This window comes from Novosphingobium sp. TH158 (assembly GCF_002855555.1).
Classification (GTDB): domain Bacteria; phylum Pseudomonadota; class Alphaproteobacteria; order Sphingomonadales; family Sphingomonadaceae; genus Novosphingobium.
Genome location: NZ_PKRT01000001.1, coordinates 1,249,925 through 1,273,362, shown reverse-complemented (window position 1 = coordinate 1,273,362; position 23,438 = coordinate 1,249,925). Strand labels below are relative to the sequence as shown.

General features: G+C 66.2%; 26 protein-coding genes. 7 read left to right on the top strand and 19 right to left on the bottom strand.

The features are described 5' to 3' along the window. Position 1 precedes the first annotated feature (1 nt). The 4 genes from C0V78_RS06335 to C0V78_RS06320 form a co-directional block, all read right to left on the bottom strand. Positions 2-3,427, bottom strand: coding sequence for a chromosome segregation SMC family protein (locus C0V78_RS06335; protein ID WP_101796949.1), 3,426 nt, complete (start codon positions 3,425-3,427; stop codon positions 2-4). A 32-nt stretch (positions 3,428-3,459) separates the two neighbouring features. Further along, on the bottom strand, positions 3,460-4,227 hold the full coding sequence (locus C0V78_RS06330) for a thioredoxin domain-containing protein (protein WP_101796948.1): 768 nt from the start codon (positions 4,225-4,227) through the stop codon (positions 3,460-3,462). 102 nt (positions 4,228-4,329) lie between these two features. Then, the gene (locus C0V78_RS06325) at positions 4,330-5,025 is read right to left on the bottom strand and encodes a thioredoxin domain-containing protein (RefSeq protein ID WP_101796947.1); all 696 of its coding nucleotides are present in this window, start codon (positions 5,023-5,025) and stop codon (positions 4,330-4,332) included. After that, entirely contained in the window at positions 5,022-5,576 is a 555-nt protein-coding gene (locus tag C0V78_RS06320; RefSeq protein ID WP_371514424.1) for a DUF721 domain-containing protein, read from the bottom strand. Before C0V78_RS06320 ends, C0V78_RS06325 begins: the two co-directional genes overlap by 4 nt. A 14-nt stretch (positions 5,577-5,590) precedes the next feature. Between C0V78_RS06320 and C0V78_RS06315 the strand changes: the two genes are divergently transcribed. The 3 genes from C0V78_RS06315 to nudC are packed head-to-tail and all read left to right on the top strand — an operon-like array spanning position 5,591 to position 8,863. Further along, positions 5,591-6,640, top strand: a complete 1,050-nt coding sequence (locus tag C0V78_RS06315; RefSeq protein WP_101796945.1) for an A/G-specific adenine glycosylase — start codon at positions 5,591-5,593, stop codon at positions 6,638-6,640. After that, on the top strand, positions 6,633-7,955 hold the full coding sequence (locus C0V78_RS06310) for a serine hydrolase (protein WP_101796944.1): 1,323 nt from the start codon (positions 6,633-6,635) through the stop codon (positions 7,953-7,955). Before C0V78_RS06315 ends, C0V78_RS06310 begins: the two co-directional genes overlap by 8 nt. Beyond that, positions 7,955-8,863, top strand: coding sequence for an NAD(+) diphosphatase (gene nudC, locus C0V78_RS06305; RefSeq protein WP_173843350.1), 909 nt, complete (start codon positions 7,955-7,957; stop codon positions 8,861-8,863). The genes C0V78_RS06310 and nudC overlap by 1 nt, the downstream gene beginning before the upstream one ends. Here the strand turns inward: nudC and C0V78_RS06300 are convergent. The 3 genes from C0V78_RS06300 to mgtE form a co-directional block, all read right to left on the bottom strand. Beyond that, the gene (locus C0V78_RS06300) at positions 8,833-9,861 is read right to left on the bottom strand and encodes a hypothetical protein (protein ID WP_101796942.1); all 1,029 of its coding nucleotides are present in this window, start codon (positions 9,859-9,861) and stop codon (positions 8,833-8,835) included. The two genes, nudC and C0V78_RS06300, sit on opposite strands and share 31 nt — an antisense overlap. A gap of 82 nt (positions 9,862-9,943) precedes the next feature. Next, on the bottom strand, positions 9,944-10,357 hold the full coding sequence (locus tag C0V78_RS06295) for a DUF1489 family protein (protein WP_101796941.1): 414 nt from the start codon (positions 10,355-10,357) through the stop codon (positions 9,944-9,946). Beyond that, a complete protein-coding gene (gene mgtE / locus C0V78_RS06290) occupies positions 10,357-11,790 on the bottom strand; it encodes a magnesium transporter (RefSeq protein ID WP_101796940.1) in 1,434 nt (477 codons plus the stop codon). Before mgtE ends, C0V78_RS06295 begins: the two co-directional genes overlap by 1 nt. Positions 11,791-11,900: 110 nt before the next feature. Here mgtE and C0V78_RS06285 point away from each other — a divergent pair, with 110 nt between their 5' ends. After that, positions 11,901-12,350, top strand: coding sequence for a peptidylprolyl isomerase (locus tag C0V78_RS06285; protein WP_101796939.1), 450 nt, complete (start codon positions 11,901-11,903; stop codon positions 12,348-12,350). A 60-nt stretch (positions 12,351-12,410) separates the two neighbouring features. On the opposite strand, the gene C0V78_RS06280 is transcribed toward C0V78_RS06285, so the two are convergent. The 5 genes from C0V78_RS06280 to miaB form a co-directional block, all read right to left on the bottom strand. After that, positions 12,411-13,289, bottom strand: coding sequence for a LysR substrate-binding domain-containing protein (locus C0V78_RS06280; protein WP_101796938.1), 879 nt, complete (start codon positions 13,287-13,289; stop codon positions 12,411-12,413). A gap of 5 nt (positions 13,290-13,294) precedes the next feature. Next, positions 13,295-14,194, bottom strand: coding sequence for a hemolysin family protein (locus C0V78_RS06275; protein WP_101796937.1), 900 nt, complete (start codon positions 14,192-14,194; stop codon positions 13,295-13,297). A 42-nt stretch (positions 14,195-14,236) separates the two neighbouring features. Continuing rightward, entirely contained in the window at positions 14,237-14,722 is a 486-nt protein-coding gene (gene ybeY / locus C0V78_RS06270; RefSeq protein ID WP_101796936.1) for an rRNA maturation RNase YbeY, read from the bottom strand. A 41-nt stretch (positions 14,723-14,763) separates the two neighbouring features. Continuing rightward, the gene (locus C0V78_RS06265) at positions 14,764-15,783 is read right to left on the bottom strand and encodes a PhoH family protein (RefSeq protein WP_101796935.1); all 1,020 of its coding nucleotides are present in this window, start codon (positions 15,781-15,783) and stop codon (positions 14,764-14,766) included. 105 nt (positions 15,784-15,888) lie between these two features. Beyond that, a complete protein-coding gene (miaB, locus tag C0V78_RS06260; protein ID WP_101796934.1) occupies positions 15,889-17,223 on the bottom strand; it encodes a tRNA (N6-isopentenyl adenosine(37)-C2)-methylthiotransferase MiaB in 1,335 nt (444 codons plus the stop codon). Positions 17,224-17,291: 68 nt separating this feature from the next. Between miaB and C0V78_RS06255 the strand changes: the two genes are divergently transcribed. Then, positions 17,292-18,251 (top strand): rhodanese-related sulfurtransferase, encoded by a 960-nt coding sequence (locus C0V78_RS06255; protein ID WP_101796933.1) that lies wholly within the window; start codon positions 17,292-17,294, stop codon positions 18,249-18,251. Here the strand turns inward: C0V78_RS06255 and C0V78_RS06250 are convergent. The 7 genes from C0V78_RS06250 to C0V78_RS06220 form a co-directional block, all read right to left on the bottom strand. Continuing rightward, positions 18,241-19,002: a 1-acyl-sn-glycerol-3-phosphate acyltransferase gene (locus tag C0V78_RS06250; RefSeq protein WP_101796932.1), complete on the bottom strand. Its 762-nt coding sequence runs from the start codon at positions 19,000-19,002 to the stop codon at positions 18,241-18,243. The two genes, C0V78_RS06255 and C0V78_RS06250, sit on opposite strands and share 11 nt — an antisense overlap. Continuing rightward, positions 19,002-19,448: a Fur family transcriptional regulator gene (locus C0V78_RS06245; RefSeq protein WP_101796931.1), complete on the bottom strand. Its 447-nt coding sequence runs from the start codon at positions 19,446-19,448 to the stop codon at positions 19,002-19,004. The genes C0V78_RS06250 and C0V78_RS06245 overlap by 1 nt, the downstream gene beginning before the upstream one ends. A 77-nt stretch (positions 19,449-19,525) precedes the next feature. Then, positions 19,526-20,011: a MucR family transcriptional regulator gene (locus C0V78_RS06240; protein WP_101796930.1), complete on the bottom strand. Its 486-nt coding sequence runs from the start codon at positions 20,009-20,011 to the stop codon at positions 19,526-19,528. Between the two features lie 171 nt (positions 20,012-20,182). After that, the gene (locus C0V78_RS06235) at positions 20,183-20,641 is read right to left on the bottom strand and encodes a GNAT family N-acetyltransferase (protein ID WP_173843348.1); all 459 of its coding nucleotides are present in this window, start codon (positions 20,639-20,641) and stop codon (positions 20,183-20,185) included. Beyond that, a complete protein-coding gene (gene tsaB / locus C0V78_RS06230) occupies positions 20,638-21,258 on the bottom strand; it encodes a tRNA (adenosine(37)-N6)-threonylcarbamoyltransferase complex dimerization subunit type 1 TsaB (RefSeq protein WP_101796929.1) in 621 nt (206 codons plus the stop codon). Before tsaB ends, C0V78_RS06235 begins: the two co-directional genes overlap by 4 nt. 10 nt (positions 21,259-21,268) lie before the next feature. Beyond that, positions 21,269-21,868, bottom strand: coding sequence for a malonic semialdehyde reductase (locus C0V78_RS06225; protein ID WP_101796928.1), 600 nt, complete (start codon positions 21,866-21,868; stop codon positions 21,269-21,271). After that, entirely contained in the window at positions 21,865-22,440 is a 576-nt protein-coding gene (locus C0V78_RS06220; protein WP_101796927.1) for a NifU family protein, read from the bottom strand. The genes C0V78_RS06225 and C0V78_RS06220 overlap by 4 nt, the downstream gene beginning before the upstream one ends. Positions 22,441-22,524: 84 nt before the next feature. Between C0V78_RS06220 and C0V78_RS06215 the strand changes: the two genes are divergently transcribed. Both C0V78_RS06215 and C0V78_RS06210 read left to right on the top strand, forming a co-directional pair. Beyond that, complete coding sequence (locus C0V78_RS06215) at positions 22,525-22,857, top strand: hypothetical protein (RefSeq protein ID WP_101796926.1); 333 nt, start codon at positions 22,525-22,527, stop codon at positions 22,855-22,857. A 9-nt stretch (positions 22,858-22,866) separates the two neighbouring features. Next, positions 22,867-23,412 (top strand): FKBP-type peptidyl-prolyl cis-trans isomerase, encoded by a 546-nt coding sequence (locus C0V78_RS06210; RefSeq protein WP_101796925.1) that lies wholly within the window; start codon positions 22,867-22,869, stop codon positions 23,410-23,412. Positions 23,413-23,438: the final 26 nt, after the last annotated feature.

The following is a 23,438-nucleotide window of genomic DNA, read 5'->3' as shown; positions in this document are numbered from 1 at the left end:
GCTATTCCGCCGCGAGCAGTTCCTCTGCCCCGCCAAGATCCACGCTGACGAGGCGCGACACACCCTTTTCGACCATGGTCACACCGAACAGGCGGTGCATCCGGCTCATCGTGACGGCATTGTGCGTGACGATGAGGTAACGGGTATCGGTCTCGCCGACCATGGCTTCGAGCAGGTCGCAGAACCGTTCGATATTGGCATCGTCAAGCGGCGCATCGACTTCGTCGAGCACGCAGATCGGCGCGGGATTGGTAAGGAACAGCGCGAAGATCAGCGCCACCGCGGTCAGCGCCTGTTCGCCGCCGGAAAGCAGGGTCAGCGATTGCAGGCGCTTGCCGGGTGGCTGCGCGAAGATTTCGAGGCCCGCCTCCAGCGGGTCGTCACTGTCGACAAGGGCCAGGTGCGCGGCGCCGCCCTGGAACAGCTTGGAAAACAGTTCCTGGAAGTGGCCGTTCACCGCCTCGAACGCGGCACGCAGGCGCTCTCGCCCTTCGCGGTTGAGGTTGCCGATCGAGCCGCGCAGCCGGTTTACCGCCTCCGAAAGTTCCGCCTGCTCGGCCAGCGATGCCCCGTGCCGCTCTTCCGCCGCCTTCAATTCCTCCGCCGCGACAAGGTTGACCGGACCGATGCGTTCGCGCTCGGCAACGAGGCGGTCCATCGTCGCCGATTCTTCTGCCGATGCGGCGACGCTTGCGCTGTCGAATTCGAACCGCTCGGGCAGCAGCGGTGGCGGGCACTGGAAGCGCTCGCCAGAGATGCGGCCCATTTCGGCGCGCCGCTCTTCCTCGTTTTCGGCGCGGGCGGCGGCACCGGCGCGTGCTTCGCGGGCGGTGGCGAGCGTTTCGTTGGCGGCGGCAAAGGCTGCATCGGCCTCGCGCGCTTCGTCTGAGGCGACGTTGACCTTCGCCTCGGCCTCGGCAAGCTCGGCGGCAATGCGGGCGCGGATGGCGTCGCTGGCTTCGATTTCCTTTAGCAGGGCGGCGGGCTTGGCGGCGATGACGGCGCGCTCTTCCTCGATCTCGTCCAGCCGCTGCGCCATCTGCGAAAGGCGGCTGGCCGCATCGCCTGCGCGCGATTGCCAGGATGAGATATCGGAGCGCTGCGCGCCGGTTCGCTCTCGCGCCACGGCCAGTGCCTGGTCATGCGCGGCAAGCGCAGCGGTTGCCGCCTGCATGGACTGCCGGGCGGCATCGTTCTTCGCCTGCGCCGCGGCAAGCTGGGCCCTGCCGCTTTCCGGATCGGGCAGTTCGCTCCGGCGGGAGCGGGCGGTGGCCAGCTCTGCCTCGGCCTGCGCTTTCTGTTCGGCGAGATCGTCGGCGGCTGCCGCCAGTTCGGCACGGCGTGCTTCCAGCCGGGCCTTGGCCGCTTCTGCCTGGTCAAGCGCGCGCAAGGCGGTGCGTTCGGCATCGGCGGCCGCGGCAAGGGCACGTTCGGAGGCGATCACGCCAAGCTGCAATTCGGCAAGTTCCGCCTGCACGGATTGGGCGGCGGCCTCAGCCTCGGCCACGGCGGCGCGAAGCGCGGGAAGTTCGCCGTCGAGCGCGGCAAAGCGGTTTTCCGCCTCCAGCCGCGCTGCCTCGGCCGCGCCTTCGCCCCGGGCGACGAAGCCATCCCACCGGCGCAAGGCGCCATCGCGGGTGACGAGCCATTCGCCGGGGCCCAGCTTGCGGCCATCGTCCGCCTCCGCCACGTGCACCAGCGCGAGGCGGGCGGCGAGCTCTGGGGGGCAGGTGCTGACGTGATCGGCGAGGCTCCCGGAAACGCGCGCGGGCGCATCGGCACCCGTCCAGAACCGGCCTTCCACGCCGGAAGGCGCGGCGCCAAGGCCCGCCTTTGCATCGCGCCCCAGCACGGCAGCGAGTGCACGTTCGTATCCCGGCTCCGCGCGCAGGGCATCGATGGCCGATGTCAGCCCGTGGCCACCCTTGGCCTGCCGAGCGCGGGCCTCACGGTCACGCAGCAGGGCTGCATGTTCGCGTTCGATGCCGGCGAGTTCGGCCCGGGCGCTGGCAAGCGTTGACCCCGCGGCATCGCGCGCGGACTGCAATTCGGCCTTGCGGGCCTGCTGCGTTTCGAGCGCGGTGCGGGCCGCGGCAACTTGCGCTTCTGCCTGTTGCCGGCCTGCCTCGGCCTGTTCGAGCGCGGCTTGCGGATCGCCCTCGCGCGTCAGGGCGGCGCGCAGGCCTTCCTGCCGGGCGAGCTCGTCCAACAGGCGCTGCAGCCGTTGTTCTGCCGCGGCGAGTTCGGCATCGGCAACGCGCCATTCGGCTTCGACCCCGGCCTGGGCCGCGGTTGCCTGCGCCAGTGCGAGTTCGGCCTGGCGGGCGGCGCGGTCGGCATCGTCCAACGCATTGGCCATGGTGGGGCGCCGTGCCTCGTCGCGTTGCAGGGCCGCAAGCCCTTCAGCCAGTTCCTTTTCCAGCCTGGCGAGGGCCTCTGCCGCATCGCGCGTCAGGCGATCGGCATCGCCGCGATCCTCTTCCAGCCGGGTGCGCTGGCGGTCGAGATCCTTTAGCCGCTGCTCCGCCGCCTCAAGCTGGGTGGTGAGTGCTGCCAGCCGGTGCCCGTGGGCAGAGGCATCGTCGCGCCGGTCAGCCAGCTCGTCGCGCGCTTCGGCCAGCCGTTCGGCCCCTTCGTGCTGCGCCTTCTGCGCCGCCTGCAGCACGGCCTGCGCCTGCGTTACGCGGGCATCGGCGGCCTGCGCCTCTGCCCGGGCGGCATCCGCCGCGGCGGCGGCGTCGCGCCAGCGGGCATAGACCAGCCGGGCCTCTGCCAGCCGGATCCGGTCCGACAGCGAGACATAGCGCTCTGCCTGGCGGGCCTGGCGGCGCAGCGAGCCGATCTGCTGGTCAAGCTGGCCCATGATGTCTTCCAGCCGGGCGAGATTGGCCTCGGTGGCGCGCAGCTTCTGTTCGGCATCCTTGCGGCGGACATGGAGGCCGGCGATACCGGCAGCCTCTTCCAGCATCTGCCGCCGCTCGGCCGGCTTGGCGGCGATAACGGCGGCGATCTTGCCCTGGCTGACCAGGGCCGGAGAGTGGGCGCCGGTTGCCGCATCGGCAAAGACCAGCGCCACATCCTTGGCGCGCACATCTCGGCCGTTGACGCGATAGGCGCTGCCCGCGCCGCGCTCGATCCGGCGGACGACTTCGAGTTCCTCGCCGCGCGCGTCCTCGGCGTGGAGGACGACTTCGGCGAAATCGCGCGAGGGGCGGTTGGCCGTGCCGGCGAAGATGACGTCTTCCATGCCGCCGCCGCGCAGGCTTTTGGCGGAGTTCTCGCCCATCACCCAGCGGATGGCTTCCAGCAGGTTCGATTTGCCGCAGCCGTTCGGCCCGACAACGCCGGTCAGCCCGGGTTCGATCCGCAGTTCAGCCGGCTCGACAAAGCTCTTGAAACCACTGAGCTTGAGCCGCCTGATGCGCATCGTACCGGCTGTCTCCCCCCTTCAGCCGGCGATCAGCGGATGCCGGCTTTCTGGAGGGCGCCTTTCAGGCCGTTCCAGGTGGTGTCTTCCAGCTTCGCGTCGTTGATGAACAGCGTCGGCGTGGAATTGATGCCCTTGGCGCCATAGGCTTCCGCGTTCTGGGCAACCTTGGTGGCGCGGGCGAAGTCAGCAAGGCAGGCCTTGCCCTGATCGACCGAAATGCCGCGCTGGGCGAAGAATTCCGGCAGTCCGATGGCTTCCGCCATGGCGACGAAGCGCTGGCCTTCCGGCAGGGTCAGGGCCTGTTCGGCGGCCTGCGCACCCTGCTGGGTCTTCTGCGCGAGCTGGTCGAAATTGGCATAGACCTGTTCGACCAGGCTGACGTAGCTTTCCTTAGGGCCGCATTCGAGCAGCACGGTCATCGGCACGTCCTGCGGGTGGATGGCGAAGGAGCGGAATTCGAAGCTCAGGCGGCCCGAGGGGATATATTCGCCGAACATCGTCTCGAAGCTTTCCTGCGCCAGCTTGGCGCAGTGCGGGCAGGAAAGCGAACCGTATTCGACCACCTTGACCGGCGCATTCGGATTGCCGACGCGATAGCCGCCATCGGCGGTCTTCTCGATAACGTCGGCCCAGGTCTTGCCGGCGGGCGGCGGCACGTTGGCGTGCGGCGTGGCCGAAACGACCGGGGTTCCCCCGGCAGCGCCTTCCTTCGGCTCTTCCTTGCAGGCGGAGAGACCCAGGGCGAGGACAGCAGCGGTGGAGGCAAGAGCGATACGGCGAACGAATCGGACGGACATTGCAGGTTCCTCTTTCAAGGCAGAACAATCAGGCTAGCAACTGGCTGGCCCGAGGGAAGGGGGCAGATTGCGCTACCCCCGGATGTGTCCACAACTAGCAGATCAGCGCGTGGCCGCCAGCAGCAGCTTGCGCAGCGAGGCCCAGTCATGAACGGGCTGCAGCTTGCCATTGATCAGGAAGCTGGGCGTGCCGGTGATGCCGATCTGGTCATCTGCCACCGTGTTTTCGCGCGCCAGCCGGTCTGCCAGGGCGCGGTCGTTCAGGCAGCGGTCGAGCGTCGGGCGGTCATACCCGCGCTGCTGGAACAGGTCGTAGAGCTTGAGGTCGGTGGCGATGGCGCGCATCCGGTCGCCGAATTCGCCATAGATCCAGCGCTGCTGCTGTTCGCGGCTGACCGACTTGTTCCAGTTCGCCTGCGAACGCAGCAGCAGGGCGTGGTTGCCGGTGAACTTGTCCACCGGGCCGCACAGGGCCATCAGGGTGGCGGCGATATCGATCTCGTTGCGGAAATAGGGGCGGTATTCCACCGATCCGGTTCCGGGACGGATGAAGCCCAGCGCCAGCTCGCTGCTCGCCTCCATTTCGAAGCGCGAGCACGACGAACAGGTGTAGCTGACATATTCGATCACCTTCACCCGCGCGTTGGGATTGCCCACGCGCACGGCATCGGCAGGCGTGCGGACAACGGTTGCGGTCCAGTTGCCCTTGGCCGCAGCGGCGGGTTTCGGGGCGGGCTTCGTCGCGCCGACGGACAGAACGGCGGCAGCGGCAAGCAGGATCAGGCGGGCGGTCTTCATTCGGTCTTTCCGTCATTTGCCCGGGCATCGAGGCTGCGGGCGAGTGATTCAAGGACAGTACGCAATTCGGGATCGCCGATATCGCGCAGGCTTTCGCCCAGTTCCATCGGAATGGGCTTCAGGCTTGGCGGTGCCGTCGGGCGCTCTCCAGCAGGGGGCGCCTTAACCGCGCCTTGCCGCAGGCGGATGCGGGCAACGGCGTTATAGCCGAAAAAGCGGTTCACCCGTTCGATGATCTCGGGAACCACGTGCTGGATCATCGGGGCGTGGGCCGGCACCACGACCAGCTCCATGATCCCCTCGCTCTTTTCACCGGGAGGGAAGCGGATCGATTCGGGCATGCAGACCCGCGCGTGTCGTTCGCCGACGATTTCGGGCCAGCGCGTGACCACGCTGGATTGCACGAAGCCAAAGCGGCGAAAGGCGGTGCGGCCGATGTCGGGCATCAGATCGGCGATCGCGCGCGCGCCCGATCCGCGCGGGCGTTCGAAGCGCCGCGGCCCCTTTGCATCCTTGCTGTCGCGATCCCGTTCCATTGCGGGCCACGCCATGCCATAGCCGCGCCATGGTTTCCAGCGCGCAGGACATCGCCGGCACCCTCCTCGGCTGGTACGATGCCAATGCGCGCGTCCTGCCGTGGCGTTCCCCGCCGGGATCGCCGCCGCCCGATCCCTATCGGGTATGGCTTTCGGAAGTCATGCTACAGCAGACCACGGTTGCTGCCGTGCAGCCCTATTTCGCGGCCTTCACCGCCCGCTGGCCGAGCGTGGAGGCGTTGGCCGCCGCCGACGATGCCGAGGTGATGAGCGCCTGGGCGGGGCTGGGCTATTATGCCCGCGCGCGCAACCTTCTGGCCTGCGCCCGCGCTGTCGCGGCGCGGGGCGGCAGCTTTCCCGACACTGAGGCGCAGCTGCGCGAACTGCCGGGGCTGGGGGCCTATACCGCTGCTGCCGTGGCGGCGATTGCCTTTGGCCGGCGCGCGGTGGTGATCGATGCCAATGTCGAACGCGTGGTGGCTCGCCTGTTCGCCATTGCCGATCCCCTGCCGGGGGCGAGGGCGGCGATCCGCGCGGCGGCAGACAGCATCACGCCGGACGCGCGCGCGGGTGATTTTGCCCAGGCCATGATGGACCTTGGCGCAGGCATCTGCACCGCCCGCAGCCCGCGATGCCTGCTTTGCCCCCTGGCCCATGCCTGCCGGGGCCGGACGGAAGCCGAACGCTATCCGGTGAAGGCGCCGAAGAAGGCAAAGCCCCAGCGCCGGGGCACGGCCTTCTGGATCGAGCGCGATGGCGCGGTCTGGCTGGTCACGCGCCCGCCGCAGGGGATGCTGGGCGGGATGCGCGCCCTGCCGGACGATGGCTGGTCTGCGCGCGGCGACGGGCATGGCGCGCCCCCAGCCGCAGGGGAATGGCGCGCAGGCGGCCAGGTGGAGCACACCTTCACCCATTTCCAGCTTTCCTTGTCGCTCAGTCTTTATTCAGGCGAAGCCAGCGCTAGAATAGGCGCAAACGACGGCGAATGGTGGCCGGTCAACCGCCTTGAGGAGGCTGGCCTGCCCACCTTGTTCGTCAAGGCGGCGCGGCTTGCCGTGGCCGGTCGGGGAGATGACTGACTTGGACGTGCAGATGAACCGGATTTCGCGCCGCTCGCTGCTGCGCGGCTCGCTTGCCGCGGCCCTGCTGGCAAACCCGGCGCTGGCGCGCGCTGCCTCGGCGGCGCTGGCCGGCGATGTGGCCGCGGACTGGCCGGCGGTGGCGGAACTGATCCGCCGTTATGTCGCCCAGCGCAAGTTGCCGGGTATGATCGCAACTCTCGGCTGGGGCAAGGCCGAACCGCGGGTACTCACCATGGGCAGCCATGCCTTCGACGGGGCGCAACCCGTGGGGCTGGACAGCCTCTACCGCATCTATTCGATGACCAAGCCGGTAACCGGGCTGGTCGCCGCGACGCTGATTGCCGAGGGTAAGCTTTCGCTCGAAACCCGGCTGGCCGACGTGTTTCCGCAGTTCGCCGCGATGCGCGTGGCGATCGACCCGAAGAAGGGCCTGGAATCGCGCCCCGCAACGGTGCCGATTACCGTGCGCCACCTGCTCACCCACACTGCCGGCTTCGGCTATGGCGGGATCGGGCAGGACAAGGCCAGCGCGGAGCTGGCCCGCAACGGACTGATCGCGGGCGTCATTTCGCGCAAGCCCATTCCCGTGTTCACCTCGCCGGTCCCGGTTCCGGGGCCGGACGAATTTCTCCGCCGCGCCGCCGCCGTCCCGCTGGTGGCCGAGCCGGGAACCGCCTGGCGCTATTCGATGGCGCTGGACATCCTGGGGCTGATGATGGCCCGGATGACCGGCAAGTCGCTGGGCGCGCTGATACAGGAGCGGATCTTTGGCCCTGCCGGGATGACCAGCACGCGCTTCCAGCTGCGCGAGGCGGACAAGGCGCGGCTGACCACGAACTATGGCATACTGGGATCGCTGACCGTGCCGATCGATGGCCCGGCCGACACCATCTTCACCGACCCGACAGCTTTCGAATTCGGCGGTGCCGGGCTGGTTTCCACTCCGCGCGACTTCGACCGGTTCATGCAATTGCTGCTGAACGACGGGAAGCTGGGCAACCGGCGGGTGGTCGATCCCGCGGCGGTGCGCCTTGCCGTATCCAACCTGCTGCCGGCGGGGGTCAGCACCAAAGGCACCTTCTCGGAAGGTGCGGGCTATGGCGCGGGCGGGCGCGTGGGACTTGGGGCTGACGAGGGCTCATTCGGCTGGTCGGGCGCAGCGGGCACGGTGTTCTTCATCCAGCGCAGGATCGGCCTGCGCGGCGCACTTTACACCCAGTTCATGCCGCCGGAGGTCTATCCCTTGCAGCGCGAATTCCTCACCGCCGCGAGGGAAGACGTGACGCCCCGGCCGGCCAAGCAAGCTGCCTGATGCAGCTGGACATTGCCTTTGCCGGGTGCCGGATCGACCGTGCGGACCACCTGCGCGCGGATGCCGCCGCGCTGGCCGCGCTGATGGACCACCGCGCGCGCCTGCTGCGGCTGGACGGGCTCGATCCGGTGCTGGACGAGCACGGCGCCCTCGCCTGGGGCAGCCTTGCCGAAGCCGCAGCCGATGGTGAACTGGTTTTCCTCGGTCTTGACGATGGCCGGGCCTGTTTTGCGCAGGTCCCGGCGCGCGCATCGGCCGGGCCGGCCAATCCCCGGCTGTGGCAGTCGCTTTCCTGCGTCTCGCCGCAAGACCTTGCTGCCTATGGCGTGGCCCGCGCGCTGGTAAGCTGGCACGCGCGGCACCGCTTCTGCGCCCAGTGCGGCGCGCCGACGGCCCTGGCCAAGGGCGGCTGGCAGCGCAACTGCACAGCCTGCCGGGCAGAGCACTTCCCGCGCACCGATCCGGTAACGATCATGCTGGTGGAACATGACGGTGACTTGTTGCTGGGCCGCCAGCCGCGCTTTCCGGCAGGCCGCTTTTCCGCGCTGGCCGGCTTTGTCGAGCCCGGCGAAACGATCGAGGAAGCCGTGGCGCGCGAGGTGCTTGAGGAAGCCGGGATCAGGGTGCGCGATGTCAGCTATGTCGCCAGCCAGCCCTGGCCCTTTCCGTCGTCGCTGATGATCGGCTGCCATGCACTGGCCGAGGATAAGTCGATCACGCTGGATGCCAACGAGCTGGAAGAAGCCCGCTGGTTTTCGCGTGACGAGGTCGCGGCGGCCATGGCTGGCGATCCTGCCGCACCCTTCCTTGCCCCGCCGCCGGCGGCCATAGCGCACCAGCTGCTGCGCTGGTGGCTGGCCTGCGAAGTGGCAGAGGATCAGCCGACGATGGCGATCTCCAGACCATAGGCCTTGCCGAAGGTCTTGAGATTGGTCGAATAGTTGCCCGTCGCCGGGATGACAAATTCGCGCCAGTATTCCTCCAGCCCGAACTGCGCTTTTTCGCGTCCCATGGCGATGGAGCTTGTCGTGTTTTTGTAAGGGCCGAACAGCGTTGCCCAGATCGGCGGATCGGCAATCGGCAGGTCGCCCAGGATGGTGATGCGGACCTTGTCCCCGGCCTTGCCGAAGAACTGGATCGAATCCTCGCCGATCACATCGCTGGTCGATTTCACCGGCCTGGCCTCGCGCATCGTGGCTTGATGCATCTTGCCGGTGGCATAGCACATGGGCTTGTCGGCAAGCGGCTTGGCGGCGGGGTCGCAGGGCCGGTTGGCTGCCGTCCCCTGCGGGCGCAGGGCTTCGATGCGGATCAGCATCGCCTTGGTAATGCTGATCGACGGATCCATTGCCCCGCCAAACACCTGCCCCTCGTCAACATAGGCGGTGCACTTGCGTTCCTTCAGCAGGGCATTGGCCACTTCCATCAGCTTGTTCTGGTCAACGCCGCCGCCAGCGCCTTCCAGGTTCGCGCTGCAAAACCCTTCGGACTTGCCGTGGACCAGCGGCACCTTTTTCCCGGTGCGCCCCGTTTCGATGGCCTTCACCACCTCGGGCGTCAGGTCCAGCGCGTTGCGGACGTTTCGCCGCACCAGGGCAACGCAGCGGTTGCGGTTGTAGGCGGTGGAGGAGCTGACCTCGAACGATTTCATGGCGCGCTTGTAGGCGGGATCGTCCTCATAGGTTCTCAGCCGGAACGTAATGTCATCGCGGCCGACGCCTGCCTTGCTGAGCATCAGGTCTTCCACCTTGCGGACATCGAGGAAGCAGAGCTGGCCGGACGGACTTGCCGGCTTGGCGGCCGTCGCCGCGGGCTTGGTCGCCACCGGCTGGGCAGCGGCTGGCGGCACAATGAAGGCGGGCAGCACGCTGAACAGCGCAAAAATGCGGTTGATTGCCTGATGCATTAGCCTGTCGGGACCTTTCGCCATGGAGTGTTGGCAGGCACCGATCATGGACCCCGGTGCCGGGAACGGTCAAGCCGCAGGGCTAGACCAGCCCCAGCCGCGCAAGCTCGCCCGCAAGGTGCGGAGGCATGGCATCTCCGGCAACCTCGCCCTCGGCAAGGTCGGCCGGGGCTTCGGCGTGCTCAAGATAGCGCCAGCCCTGATGCGCCCGCTTGGGGCGGGGGTGAACGTCGATCAGGCCGGTGGCGATGACGATGTTGGTCTTGCCGCCCTCGGCTTCCTCGAAGCGCAGGATGGGCGATCGCATCACCAGCTGGTGCTTGAAGATCCAGAACAGCGAGCCTCCGGGCGAGCCATCGGGCGGCACGATCTCGTCATGGCGCTTGGGCAGGTAGCGGGTGGTCAGGAACGCTTCCTGTCCGCGTGTGGCGAACCAGCGGCGCATGTCGTCCAGCGATTGCGCGCCATAGGCAACCTTGGTCAGGTGCAGGGGCATCAGCCGACCAGCCCGCTGGCCACCGCAAGGCCGAGGAAGGCGAAGAAGCCCATCGAATCGGTGATCATCGTCACGAATACCGAGCTGGCAACCGCCGGGTCCTGATCGTAGCGGTCAAGCAGCACGGGTACGACCAGTCCGGCGATCCCGGCGGTCAGGATATTGACGATCACTGCCGATCCGATGACCGCGCCCAGCAGGGGGCTGCCGAAGAACAGCCATGTCGCGCAGCCGATCAGGCTGGCAACGGTTGCGCCATTGAGCATGGCGACGCGCATTTCGCGCCACAGGATGCGGCCTGTATTGGCCCGGGTCAGCTGGTTGGTCGCCAAGGCGCGCACGGTGACCGCCATGGTCTGCGTCCCCGCATTGCCGCCGATCGAAGCCACCATCGGCGACAGCGCGGCCAGGGCCACCAGCTTTTCGATGGCGCCGCCGAAGCTGGAAATGATCGTTGCGCCCAGCAGTGCGGTGACAAGGTTGGCGATCAGCCAGCGCACGCGGCTGACATAGGAATCGCGGATCGGCTCGTTGATGTCGCCTTCGCCGGCGCCGGACAGCAGCAGCACGTCCTCGCCCGCTTCTTCCTGGATGATGTGGACCACGTCGTCGACCGTGATCTGGCCAACCAGCCGCCCGCTTTCATCGACTACGGCAGCCGAAATCAGCGCGTATTTCTGGAAGCGCAGCGCCACTTCTTCCTGGTCCATGCCGACCGGGATCAGCGTCTGGTCGCGCTTCATCACATCCACCAGCGCCACAGAGCGGGGGGCACGCAGGATCCAGCTGAGCACGCAGGTGCCGACCGGGTGGTGGCGGGCATCGACGATGAACACTTCCCAGAACTCGGTGGCGAGGTTGGGGTGTTCGCGCAGGTAATCGATCAGGCCGCCCACGCTCATGTGTTCGGGCACCGCGATGAAATCGCGGCTCATCAGGCGGCCTGCGGATTCCTCCGGATAGGCCAGCGCCGATTCGATGGCGGCGCGGTCTTCCGGCTCCATCTCGGCAAGGACGGCCTCGCGGTCCTCCTCGTCGAGATCCTCGATCATGGCGACCGCGTCGTCGGTATCGAGCTGCTCGGCGATATCGGCCACCTGCCCGGCGGGCAGGGCCTCGACGATCAGTTCGCGGACGTGATCGTTCAGCTCGGCGAACACGTCCGGGCTCATCAGGTCGGTGATGGCGCGGGCAAGTTGCGGGCGTTCGTCGGCGTTTACCAGCTCGAACAGGTCGGCGATGTCGGCCGGGTGGAGCGGCTCGACCAGGTCATAGACCGCGTCGCGCTCGCCTTCTTCCAGAGCTTCGCGGACCTTGCGGACGAATTCCGGCTTGAGGGTGTTCTCCTCGTCGAGGCTTTCGGACTCCGCCGCATCGCCGGCCATATCGGCGGCCTCTTGCAGCAGGGTCTGGTCGGTTTCCTCGGGAGTCATGCGGGCCGGTCTAGGCGGATGGAATGCAATTGCAACCGTCGCAACCGGCAGGGGCGTGACTTTCTTCGCGCCCGGCCTATATCGGCGCTCGGATTACAGGAGATTCCCCGATGGCCGACGAATATCTCACCCTCACGCTCGATACCGGCGACGTGAAGATCAAGCTGCGTCCCGACCTTGCCCCCGGCCATGTCGCGCGCATTACCGAACTGGCCCGCGAAGGCTTCTACGATGGCGTCAAGTTCCACCGCGTCATCCCCGGCTTCATGGCGCAGGGCGGCTGCCCGAACGGCACCGGCATGGGCGGTTCGGACAAGCCCGACCTGCAGGCCGAATTCAACAATGAACCGCACGTGCGCGGCGTCTGCTCGATGGCCCGCACCAGCTATCCGCACTCGGCCAACAGCCAGTTCTTCATCTGCTTCGACGATGCGACCTTCCTCGATCGCCAGTACACCGTCTGGGGCGTGGTCGAAGAAGGCATGGAAAACGTCGATGCCCTGCCCAAGGGTGAACCGCCGGCGAACCCCGGCAAGATCATCAAGGCAACCGTGAGCTGAAAAGTTCGCTGCCGGAAAACGGAAAAGGGGGCGCTGGTTCGCCCCCTTTTTTGTGCGTGATCAGACCCCGGCGTTGACCAGCCAGTCATGGAACAGGCGCACCGGCCGGGCATCCAGTGCGCGCGGGCGGCAGACGAACCAGTAGGAATAGGGGCTTTCCACCTCGACATCGTAAAGCCGGGCGATGCGCTTGTCGCCCGATCGGCGGAAGTGATCGTCATGCATGATGGCGATGCCAAGGCTCTGCGCCGCCGCCTCAAGGATCAGCTGCCCTGAATCGAAGTGGTCGATCGCTGCGGGCTGCAGGTTGTCGAGCCCCATGGCCTTTTTCCAGGCGGTGAAGCTTTCGGGCAGCTCGTTGTGGATCAGGAAGGTCTGGCGCGATAGCACGGCGGCATCGGGGGCGTTGCCCAGTTCCTCTGCCAGCGCCTTCGAGGTGAAGGCATAGACCTTGTTGTGATCGAGCCGCACCGAATAGAGCGCCTCGTCCGGCTGGCCGGTGACGACGATGGCTGCATCGAGCGTATCGCCCAGCCGCACGTCGAGATGCGGGCCGGTATCGACGTCGATATGCAGGCGCGGGTGCAGCTTGCGCAGTTCAAGCAGGCGCGGGAACAGGCGCTGTTCGGCAAAGAGCGACGGCACGCCAAGGTGCAGGCGCAGCAGCTTGCCGGTATCGACCTGCGCTTCGACCGCTTCGGCAAGGTCTTCGATCAGCGGGCTGACGGCATCGTAGAAAGCCTGGCCTTCATCCGTCAGCTTGAGCGCCTGGTGCTGGCGCAGGAACAGCTTCTTGCCCAGGAAGTCCTCAAGCGCCTGCAGGCGGCGTGAAAGGGCGGACGGGCTCAGGCCCAGCTCGCTGGCCGCAGCCTTGGCGGAACCCTGCCGGACGACGCGAAGGAAGGCTTCCAGCGCGCGGAGGGGGGGAAGGCGGCGCATGGCTATCAGCTTTCTCCTTCGTCACCGGCGGCCGCGGGCGGGTGCAGCCGCAGGCGGGTGACGTGGCGTTCGTTGCCGGCGATAACCTCAAGGCTCCAGCCGCTGGGATGGTGCAGCACGGCGCCCACGGGCGGCACCTGCTCGGCCAGCACGAAGGCGAGGCCGCCCAAGGTATCAACGTCTTCCTCGACCTCTGCGAGGCGCGGGTCGATCCGCTCGCCAACATCGTCGAGTTCGGCCCCGGCATCAGCCTCCCACATGCCGCCTTCCAGCTCGGTCAGCAGGTCGGTGGGGGCATCGTCATGCTCGTCCTCGATCTCGCCGACGATTTCCTCGACCAGGTCCTCGATGGTGACGATGCCTTCGGTGCCCGAATACTCGTTGAACACCACGGCCAGGTGCGTGCGGCTGGCGCGCATGTCTGCCAGCACGTCGATGGCGTTGCGCGATTGCGGCACGAACAGCGGCTGGCGCATCAGGGCGAGCCAGTCCTTCGGCGGAGCCTTCGCCCCGGCCAGGAAGGGGAACACGTCCTTTATGTGGATCATGCCCTTAATCTCGTCGAGGCTCTCGCCATAGACCGGCATGCGGCTGTGGCCGTGTTCGGCAAAGGCGCCGACCAGTTCTTCCCAGGTCAGGCTTTCGGGAACGGCCACGATCTCGCGCCGGGGAATGGCGACGTCATCGGCATCGTGTTCCGAAAAATGCAGCAGGTTGCGCAGCATCTGCCGTTCGATCGGGGAAAGGTCGCCAGCGGGCGAGGGGGAGGAGTCCTCCTCATGCTCGTCGATCGCATCCTCAAGCTGCGCGCGCAGGCTCTGGTCCTTGGCAAAGCCCAGCATGGTGCGCAGGCTGCCGAGCAGCGAGCGCCTACTGTCCGCGTCTCCCGAACTATGATCGGCCATGTAAGAACTCAGTCCTCAGAATCGTTGGCAGTTGCAATCGGTTCAATCGCAATATGGGTCGGTAATTGCCATATGTGCAAGCGCCTTTGTCTCCAGCGCCTCCATTTCGGTCGCATCCTGCGCCGAAATCTCATGATCATAGCCGGCCAGGTGAAGCAGCCCGTGGATAATCAGGTGGGCGGCGTGATGTTCCAGCGGCACGCCTTTATCAGCCGCCTCGCGCGCGCAGGTTTCCTGGGCCAGGGCGATGTCACCGAGCATCTCGGGCGGGCCATCGGCGGCGAGCGCCAGCAGGTCATCCCGTTCCAGCATGGGGAAGGACAGGACGTTGGTGGGCTTGTCCTTGGCCCGCCATTCGCGATTGAGCGTGTGCACTTCCGCGTCCGAAGTGAACAGCAGGCTGGCTGTCAGGCGCGGGTTCGCCAGTTCCGGGGCGACCGCCATGGCCGCCTCGGCCGCCTGAACGGCAAGATCGGCCCAGTCCGTGTCGTTCCGCCAGGGCGCGTCGATTTCGATATCGAGGTTCATCGCGCCGTTCCTAGGCGGACGGGTCCGAACCCGAAAGCGGATTATGCGTCCTTGCCCTCATAGGCCTCGACGATCCGCCCGACGATGGGATGGCGCACCACGTCGGCTGCGTTGAAGCGCACCACCGCGATGCCCTCCACGCCCTCAAGCCGGTCCACCGCGTCCTTCAGCCCGCTCATCGGCGCGCCGCCGGGAATGTCGACCTGCCGCGGGTCGCCGCAGATCACCATGCGGCTGTTCTGGCCGAAACGGGTAAGGAACATCTTCATCTGCGCGGGCGTGGTGTTCTGCGCCTCGTCAAGGATGACGAAGGCATCGGCCAAGGTGCGGCCGCGCATGAAGGCGATGGGCGCAATCTCGATCTCGCCGCTGGCTATGCGGCGTTCCACCTGCTCGGGCGGCATGCAATCGTACAGCGCATCGTAGAGCGGGCGCAGGTAGGGATCGACCTTTTCCTTCATGTCGCCGGGCAGGAAGCCCAGCCGCTCGCCCGCTTCGACAGCCGGGCGCGAAAGGATCAGGCGCTGGACCGAACCGTTCATCAGCTGGCTCACCGCCTGGGCCACGGCAACATAAGTCTTGCCGGTGCCGGCCGGACCCAGCGCGAAGATGATATCGCGGCTGGACAGCGCCTGCATGTATTCGATCTGCGTGGTGGAGCGCGGAACGATGGTCTTCTTGCGGGTCCGGATCATCACCGAGGGGCTTTCCAGCTCCTTCGAGACAATGCCGTCCAGCGTCGGTTCGGCCGACATGGCGATCAGCGATTCCACCGCGCCGGTATCAAGATCATGGCCTTGCAGCAGCCGCTGGTGCATCCCGCGCAACACGTCGCGGGCGCGGGCAACGTCGTCCGCCTTGCCTTCGATCTGGATGCGATTGCCGCGAGCCGCGATGAACACTCCGAGCCGGTTCTCCAGCTGCACCAGATTGGCGTCGAACTGTCCGAACAACGCGCCGAGCACGGCGGGTTCGTCGAATTCCAGTTCCGCCCGGGCACGCTGGGATTGCTGCGGGGCGAGGTGTGCCACGTTGTGGGCACGGGCTGCTTTGCGGGCCATGCGCTCCTTTCGAGAGGGCCGCGGGTGTGCGGCCCACTGACAACCAAGATAGGCAGCGCTTTGTTTCAGGCAAGCGACAGCCGGCGCAGGACTGTGGAATACCCCTCAGGCGTGGGCCGGGTGCAACAGCCGCGCCGAAAGCGAATTGGGCCCGGCCTCGGTCAGTTCTACCTCGACAAGGTCGCCAATGGCGGCATCGCCGGTGAAATGGACCGACTGCAACCAGGGTGATTTGCCCAGCAACTGGCCGGGATGCCTGCCCTTGCGCTCCACCAGCACGGTGCAGCGCTTGCCGACCGAAGCCTGGTTGAAGGCCAGCTGGTCGCGGTTGAGCGCGGCCTGGAGGCGCTGGAGCCGTTCGTCCATCACTTCGGCGGGAACCTGGCCGTCCATCGTCGCGGCAGGCGTGCCGGGGCGGGCGGAGTACTTGAAGCTGAAGCACTGGGCATAGCCTACGGCATCGACCAGGCTCAGCGTTTCCTCGAACTCGGCGTCGGTCTCGCCGGGGAAGCCGACGATGAAATCGCCGGAAAGGGCAATGTCGGGCCGGACGGCGCGGACGCGATCAAGGATCCGCAGGTAGCTGTCGCGGCTGTGGCTGCGGTTCATTGCCTTCAGCACCCGGTCCGATCCGGCCTGCACGGGCAGGTGCAGGAACGGCATCAGCTTTTCCAGCTCGCCGTGCGCGGCAATCAGCCCGTCGGTCATGTCGTTGGGGTGGCTGGTGGTATAGCGGATGCGGTGCAGATCGGGGTTGCGGGCCAGTTCCCGCGCCAGCCCGTCCAGGCCGATGGCCCGGCCCGCGGCATCTTCGCCGGTCCAGGCGTTGACGTTCTGGCCAAGCAGGGTGATCTCGCGGGCGCCGGCATCGACCAGCTTGTGCGCTTCCTCGACCAGGTCCTTGAAGGAGCGCGAAACTTCCGCCCCGCGGGTATAGGGAACGACGCAATAGGTGCAGAACTTGTCGCACCCTTCCTGCACGGTCAGGAAGGCGCTCGGCCCCACCTTGCGGCGATCGGGCAGGGCATCGAACTTGGTCTCTGCCGGCATGTCGGTATCGATCGCGCGACGTCCCTCGACCGCTTCGGCGATCATGCCCGGCAGGCGGTGATAGGCCTGCGGGCCGACCACCATCGAGACGGCGGGCGCGCGCTTCATGATTTCCTCGCCCTCAGCCTGGGCAACGCAGCCCGCCACCGCGATCAGGGGCGATGTGCCATCTTCGCGGCGCAGGCGGCCGATGTCGGAATAGACCTTCTCCGCCGCCTTTTCGCGAATGTGGCAGGTGTTGAGCACCACAAGGTCCGCCTCCTCGCCCTCTGGCGCGGGGATGATACCCTGTTCGGCAAGCAGCTCGGCCATGCGTTCGCCATCATAGACGTTCATCTGGCAGCCGAAGCTTTTGACGCGATAGGTCCTGGGGGGCGGGGTCTGGCGCATGGGCGCTGCGGATAGGGGATTCGCGCGAGGATTTGAAGGGAAAGGTTCGCGCCGCTATCGGGCAGGCCATGGCCGAATCGAACCTGCCCGTCTGCGTTGCTGCGCTTTACCACTTCGCCCGGCACGAGGATTTCGCCGCGCGGCGCGAACCGCTGCTGGCCTTGTGCCGCGAACAGGGCATCCGGGGGACGCTGCTGCTGGCGCGCGAAGGGATCAATGGCACGATTGCCGGAAGTGAGGACGGGGTGGCCGAGGTGCTGCGCCATGTGCGCGCCTGGCCGGGGTTCGAGGGGCTTGGGGCGAAGTTCTCCCACGCGCTGGACCTGCCTTTCCTGCGCATGAAGGTGCGCCTGAAGCAGGAAATCGTGACAATGGGTGAGCCGGATATCGATCCGCTCCAGGGCGTTGGCCATTATGTCGACCCGCAGGAATGGAACGCGCTGATCTCCGATCCCGGCACCATCGTCATCGATACCCGCAACGACTATGAGGTGGGCATCGGCACCTTTGCCGGAGCGATCGATCCGAAGACCCGCACCTTTCGCGATTTTCCCGCGTGGTTCCGTGCCGAGCGGGAAAGGCTGCTGGGCACGGGCGAGGCACCGCCGAAGGTGGCCATGTTCTGCACCGGCGGCATCCGCTGCGAGAAATCGACTGCCTTCCTCAAGGCCGAGGGAATAGACGAGGTCTACCACCTGAAAGGCGGCATCCTGAAATACCTTGAAGAGGTGCCGGAAACCGAGAGCCTGTGGCAGGGCGAATGCTTTGTCTTCGATGAGCGCGTCTCGGTCGGCCACGGGCTTATCCCCGGGGCTTACGGCCTGTGTCGTGCCTGCCGCCGCCCGCTTGCCGAGGCAGACAAGGCATCGCCGCTGTTCGAGGAAGGCGTAAGCTGCCCTTCCTGCCACGACGAACGCGACGAGGCGCAGCGTGCCCGCTATCGCGAACGTTACCGGCAGGAACAGATTGCCGCCGCGCGCGGCACCAGCCACGTCGGCAATTCGGCGAACAGCTCGGTCAGTTCATAGCGGCGAGCAGCGCTTCGCGGGCGGCGCTTGCCATCGCCTTGCGGTCCTTCACCGCCTCACCGGCAAGCGGCGGCAGGAAATGGACCGTCAGCTGCACCGGGCGGCGGCGTGCGAGGATTCGCAGGAAATTGTCAACGCCGTGCTCGTCGCCAACCCAGGCGATATCCGCCGCCTCGCGCCCGAAATCGAGCAGGACGGGGATGACGCTGACGCCATCGGGCACCGGCTCGAGCGCGGATAGCAGCGAGCTTTTGAACGGCAGCAGGCCGGTGCCGTCGCTCGTCGTGCCTTCGGGGAAGATCGTCAGCGCGCCGGTGTCGCGGATGGCGCGGCGCACGTCCTCCACCTGCCGGTGCACGCTGGCGCGGTCATGCCGGGCGATGAACACGGTGTCATTCATCGCGCAGAGATGCTTGAGCAGCGGCGTGGAGGCGAGGCCATCGTGGCCGACAAAGGCACTGCCCGTGGCCCGGGCGATGGCGGGAATGTCGATCCAGCTGACGTGATTGGAAATCAGGAAGGCGCCGCCCCGCGGCCTTTCGCCGATTACCCGCAGATTTACCCCGGCGATCCAGCCTATCCCGGCCAGGAACAGGCGTGGCCAGGGATTGTGCAGGCGCAGCAGGGCGAACAGGTAATAGGGCGGCAGGCAAGCCAGCAGCAGGCCCAGCATGGCCATGATGCGGATGACGATCCGGATCAGCCCGAAAGGACCGAAACGGCGGCGCGGAGCCTGCGCCAGCGCCGTCATCAGCTTTCGCCCGATCCTCCGCCGGGCGTGTTGCGCACCAGCTTCACCCCGAACAGTTCCATGCGGTGATCGACCAGGCGATAGCCCAGCCGCTCGGCGATCTGGCGTTGCAGGGCCTCAAGCTCGGGATCGACGAATTCGATGACCGTGCCGGTTTCCACGTCGATCATGTGATCGTGGTGCGCCTCGGGAGCCGCTTCATAGCGGGCGCGGCCATCGCCGAAATCGTGGCGGTCGAGAATCCCGGCCTCTTCGAACAGGCGCACGGTGCGATAGACCGTGGCGATCGAAATGCCCGGATCGATGGCAACGGCGCGTTCGTGCAGTTTGTCGACATCGGGATGATCCGTGCTGTCCGACAGCACGCGCGCAATCACCCGGCGCTGCTCGGTAATGCGCAGCCCGCGTTCGGCGCAGAGAGCCTCGATGTCGATTGCCTGGTGCACAGGGTGTCCGTCAGTAAACAAATGCCTCGCCGGATATTAGTCCGGCGAGGCATTTCTGCAACCGCGCATCGCGGTTTTTACGAGACCTTCTTGGGCCGGCCGCGCTTGGCGGGGGTTCCGTCTCCGGCGGGAGCAGCCTTTTTCGGCATCTTGGTGCCCGGCTTGCGGCCAAGGCCAATCTTCTTGGCCAGTTCGCGACGGCGTTCGGCATAGTTCGGCGCAACGATGGGGTGGTCGGCGGAAAGGCCCCACTTGGCGCGGTATTCTTCAACCGTCATGCCGTGGTGAGTCATCAGGTGGCGCTTGAGCATCTGCAGCTCCATGCCGCAGTCCATGCACACCACCTTGCCCGGCTTGACCGAGGCGCGGGCGGAAACTGCAGGCTTGGGGGCTTCAACCACCGGGGCGGCGGGAGCACCAAGATTGGCGAGCGCGGAATAAACGTTCGAAATCAGCGAAGTAACTTCTTCGGTCGAGACGTTATTATTACTGACATGGGCCGCGACGATGTCCGATGTCAATGTAATCAGGGTTTCTTTCATGTCGTACGCAGGGGTTTCCATTTCTGCTTCCTCTTATATTTTTTGCGACCACTGCAAAGGAAATCAACGGCACCACTATGCCGCCTTGCGTGGAGCTTTCGCGCTTTTCTGGTCGGAATTCAAGCCAAAAAGGTTAACGCGCGATCTGCTTTAAGTGCAGATACTTAAGTATTACGGCGTAATCAACTGCAACTATTCGCAGTTGCACGAAAAAGTTATCGCATCGATTCTTTCGCCATTGCTTTGCCGGTAATACTTGGGCCTTTCGCCGATTGGTTCAAAGCCGTGCGCCCGGTAAAGACGTTCCGCAGGGTTGCCGCGTCGCATTTCAAGCAGCAGTCGCGTCGCCCCCCGGCGTCGCGCGGTCTCGGCAAATCGGCGCAGCAGGCGGGAACCAATTCCCTTGCCTCTATGTTCCGGCTGTACGGCAAAAAGCAGAAGTTCTTCTTCGCCGAAACCATGGCGCGATAGTGAAAAGCCCGCTGCGGGCGCGCCGGGTTCGGGTTCTTCGCCGTCAATACCGGCCAGAAGATAGTGACAATTGCCTACCAGCAGTGCGTCTTCTACCTGGCGACGGGTCCATGCCTCGCCATACAGAGGGTCGAAGGCGGCCTGCATCACGGCCATGATCCGGTCGAGATCGTCGATCACCGCGCGGCTTCCGGCAGGCGCGCATCGGGCGGACGGCCATAGATCAGCGCTGTGTCCGGGGTGATGGCCTGCGATGGCAACAGCGCAAAGCGGCGGGCATCGGGCAGGGCAGCGATCGCTTCGCCTGAACCGCGCAGGCGCACCAGCGCCTCGGCCTGGGTGCCGGCAACCAGCGCGCGGCCAGCCCGTGCTGCTGCCTGGTCCGGTGCCAGCGAGGCAAGGTCGCCAAGGGCTGCGGCGTCCGCGCCGAAATCCTGCACGAACCATTCGCCGTGCCCGCCGGTCATGCAAACCGTCACGCCATCGCCATTCCGTTCGGCGATGACCTGCGCGGCGATCAGGGCGAGGGTGGGATAGCCGACCAGTTCCGCGCCCCAGGCCAGCGCCAGCGCGCGGGCAGCCGCAAGGCCGACCCGGAGACCGGTAAAGCTGCCGGGGCCGAGCGAGACGGCAATCCGCTGTGCCTGCCCCCTGGCGGGGAGCGCCGCGATCATCGGCACCAGCGCTTCGGCATGGCCGCGCCCGAGCACCCGGAAGTCGCCTGCGAGCAGGGTCCCGCCCTCGAACAATGCTACCGAGCAGGCCTCTGTCGCGCTGTCGATCACCAGGGTCCGCATCGGCGCGCGATCAGGCGAAGGTGTTGAAGTGGGCGAAATCGGGCCGCGGCGAACGGTCGAAGATCGTGGCGGGATCGCCATAGCCCAGGGTCGAGATGAAGTTGGACTTCACGCTGGGGCTGTCGGCAAAGAAGGCGGCATCGACCGCGGCATTGTCAAAGCCCGACATTGGCCCCGTATCCAGCCCGAGCGCGCGGGCCGCCATGATGAAATAGGCGCCCTGTAGCGAAGAATTGCGCAGTGCCATGGCCTCACGAGCAGCCGCGGGGACCTTGCCGAACACGTCCTTCATTGCGGAGGCATGGGGGAACAGTTCGGGCAGGGCCTGATGAAAATCGACATCCATGCCGATGATCACCGAAACCGGTGCCTGGCGAATCTTGTCGCCGTTCGTGCCGCTGGCGCAGGCGGCCAGCCTTTCCTTCGCTTCCGCGCTTGTGCACCAAACCATGCGGGCCGGGAGCGAGTTGGCGGAAGTCGGGCCAAACTTCATCAGGTCCCAGATCGCCTCGATCTGCTCGTGGCGGACGGGGCGGTCGAGATAGCCGTTGTATGTGCGCGCGGTGCGAAACAGCTGGTCGAGTGCGGCCTCGCCAAGCGGAGCGTTCATGCCGCGCGAACTTCGGTCACTTCGGGGACGTAGTGCTTGAGCAGGCTTTCGATGCCCTGCTTGAGCGTGGCGGTAGAGCTGGGGCAGCCGGAACAGGCACCCTGCATGGACAGGTAGACCACGCCCTCGCGGAAACCGCGATAGACGATATCGCCGCCGTCGTTGGCCACGGCCGGGCGGACGCGGGTTTCGATCAGTTCCTTGATCTGCACGACGATATCCTCGGTGCCGGGATCATCGCCGATTTCGTCATCTTCGACCGGAACGGAAATGCCGTTGCCCGCACTTTCGGCGAACAGCGGGGCACCCGAAACGAAATGATCGAGCAGCATGGCCACGACCTGCGGCTTGAGCGCGCTCCAGCTGACGCCTTCGCCGGCCGTCACCGAGATGAAGTCGCGGCCGAAGAACACGCCCGCGACATCGCCGAGCGAGAACAGCGCCGCGGCGAGGGGCGATGCCTGCGCCTCATCCTCGTCGACGAAATCGCGCGTGCCAGCGGGCATCACCTCGCGACCGGGCAGGAACTTCAGAACCGCGGGGTTCGGCGTCAATTCGGTTTCGATGAACATGGTGCCGCATGTAAGTGGCCTGCGCAGGCGGTCAAGAGGCGGGGCATTGCCCCGGGCCATCAGATCGCCAATAACCGGGCGGGCATGTCGCTTTATTCCGCCAAGATGTTCGTCGAACGCTCAGTCGCCTTTCATAACGATGCCCTGCACGTCATCGTCGGGCTGCTGATCGCGCTGGTTGCCGCGGCGCTGCTGCGGTCCTCGCTCGCTCGCTGGCGGCCCTGGCTGGTGGTGCTGGCGCTGGAGCTGCTGAACGAGGCGAACGACTATCTGGTCGAAACCTGGCCTAACGAAGTGGCGCAGCAATTTGGCGAGATCGCCAAGGACATCGTCCTCACCATGGCCCTGCCCACGCTGATGCTGGTGATCGCGCGGCGCTGGCCGAATTTGCTGGCGGGCGATGGCAGCCGCGCCTAAGCAAGCGGCATGAAAATCCTTACAGCCGCGCTGCTCGCCATTCCCGCCCTCGTCTCTTCGCAGGCCGGTCTTGCACAGGCCGCATCGCAGATCATCCCGCTGCCGCTCAATCCCGTGATCGAAACGGCAAAGCGCACCTGTTCCGCAAAGACACCTTCCGGGCTGGGCTATACCACCCTGCGTCCGGCGACTGCGGCCAAGCCCGGTGACGGTGATGCCGTGCTGATCAACTACATCGGCTATCTGGCCGCCAATGGCGAGGTTTTCGATCAGGGCACCGGCACGCCGATGCAGGTCAGCGAAGTGATCCCCGGCTTCGCCGAAGGCCTCAAGCTGACTGCCAAGGGCGCGATCACGCGGGTCTGCATCCCTTCTACGCTGGGCTATGGCGCAAGCGGCACGGGGCCGATCCCGGCCAATGCCGATCTGGTTTTCCAGGTGGAAGTGCTCGATTTCAAGTCGATGGCGGAAATCCAGGAAATGCAGAAGAAGGCCGATGATGCAGCAGCCGCTGCTGCGGCGGCCGGAACAAGTGGATCCGCGACGGGCAAATAGTCCTGTTTGCAGCTATTCACTGGTCC

What these genes read in the sequence shown, in the direction of transcription:
- C0V78_RS06335 (WP_101796949.1), bottom strand. Translation starts at nt 3,427, where the DNA reads ATGCGCATCAGGCGGCTCAAGCTCAGTGGTTTCAAGAGCTTTGTCGAG.
- C0V78_RS06330 (WP_101796948.1), bottom strand. Translation starts at nt 4,227, where the DNA reads ATGTCCGTCCGATTCGTTCGCCGTATCGCTCTTGCCTCCACCGCTGCT.
- C0V78_RS06325 (WP_101796947.1), bottom strand. Translation starts at nt 5,025, where the DNA reads ATGAAGACCGCCCGCCTGATCCTGCTTGCCGCTGCCGCCGTTCTGTCC.
- C0V78_RS06320 (WP_371514424.1), bottom strand. Translation starts at nt 5,576, where the DNA reads ATGGCGTGGCCCGCAATGGAACGGGATCGCGACAGCAAGGATGCAAAG.
- C0V78_RS06315 (WP_101796945.1), top strand. Translation starts at nt 5,591, where the DNA reads ATGGTTTCCAGCGCGCAGGACATCGCCGGCACCCTCCTCGGCTGGTAC.
- C0V78_RS06310 (WP_101796944.1), top strand. Translation starts at nt 6,633, where the DNA reads ATGACTGACTTGGACGTGCAGATGAACCGGATTTCGCGCCGCTCGCTG.
- nudC (WP_173843350.1), top strand. Translation starts at nt 7,955, where the DNA reads ATGCAGCTGGACATTGCCTTTGCCGGGTGCCGGATCGACCGTGCGGAC.
- C0V78_RS06300 (WP_101796942.1), bottom strand. Translation starts at nt 9,861, where the DNA reads ATGCATCAGGCAATCAACCGCATTTTTGCGCTGTTCAGCGTGCTGCCC.
- C0V78_RS06295 (WP_101796941.1), bottom strand. Translation starts at nt 10,357, where the DNA reads ATGCCCCTGCACCTGACCAAGGTTGCCTATGGCGCGCAATCGCTGGAC.
- mgtE (WP_101796940.1), bottom strand. Translation starts at nt 11,790, where the DNA reads ATGACTCCCGAGGAAACCGACCAGACCCTGCTGCAAGAGGCCGCCGAT.
- C0V78_RS06285 (WP_101796939.1), top strand. Translation starts at nt 11,901, where the DNA reads ATGGCCGACGAATATCTCACCCTCACGCTCGATACCGGCGACGTGAAG.
- C0V78_RS06280 (WP_101796938.1), bottom strand. Translation starts at nt 13,289, where the DNA reads ATGCGCCGCCTTCCCCCCCTCCGCGCGCTGGAAGCCTTCCTTCGCGTC.
- C0V78_RS06275 (WP_101796937.1), bottom strand. Translation starts at nt 14,194, where the DNA reads ATGGCCGATCATAGTTCGGGAGACGCGGACAGTAGGCGCTCGCTGCTC.
- ybeY (WP_101796936.1), bottom strand. Translation starts at nt 14,722, where the DNA reads ATGAACCTCGATATCGAAATCGACGCGCCCTGGCGGAACGACACGGAC.
- C0V78_RS06265 (WP_101796935.1), bottom strand. Translation starts at nt 15,783, where the DNA reads ATGGCCCGCAAAGCAGCCCGTGCCCACAACGTGGCACACCTCGCCCCG.
- miaB (WP_101796934.1), bottom strand. Translation starts at nt 17,223, where the DNA reads ATGCGCCAGACCCCGCCCCCCAGGACCTATCGCGTCAAAAGCTTCGGC.
- C0V78_RS06255 (WP_101796933.1), top strand. Translation starts at nt 17,292, where the DNA reads ATGGCCGAATCGAACCTGCCCGTCTGCGTTGCTGCGCTTTACCACTTC.
- C0V78_RS06250 (WP_101796932.1), bottom strand. Translation starts at nt 19,002, where the DNA reads ATGACGGCGCTGGCGCAGGCTCCGCGCCGCCGTTTCGGTCCTTTCGGG.
- C0V78_RS06240 (WP_101796930.1), bottom strand. Translation starts at nt 20,011, where the DNA reads ATGGAAACCCCTGCGTACGACATGAAAGAAACCCTGATTACATTGACA.
- tsaB (WP_101796929.1), bottom strand. Translation starts at nt 21,258, where the DNA reads ATGCGGACCCTGGTGATCGACAGCGCGACAGAGGCCTGCTCGGTAGCA.
- C0V78_RS06225 (WP_101796928.1), bottom strand. Translation starts at nt 21,868, where the DNA reads ATGAACGCTCCGCTTGGCGAGGCCGCACTCGACCAGCTGTTTCGCACC.
- C0V78_RS06220 (WP_101796927.1), bottom strand. Translation starts at nt 22,440, where the DNA reads ATGTTCATCGAAACCGAATTGACGCCGAACCCCGCGGTTCTGAAGTTC.
- C0V78_RS06215 (WP_101796926.1), top strand. Translation starts at nt 22,525, where the DNA reads ATGTCGCTTTATTCCGCCAAGATGTTCGTCGAACGCTCAGTCGCCTTT.
- C0V78_RS06210 (WP_101796925.1), top strand. Translation starts at nt 22,867, where the DNA reads ATGAAAATCCTTACAGCCGCGCTGCTCGCCATTCCCGCCCTCGTCTCT.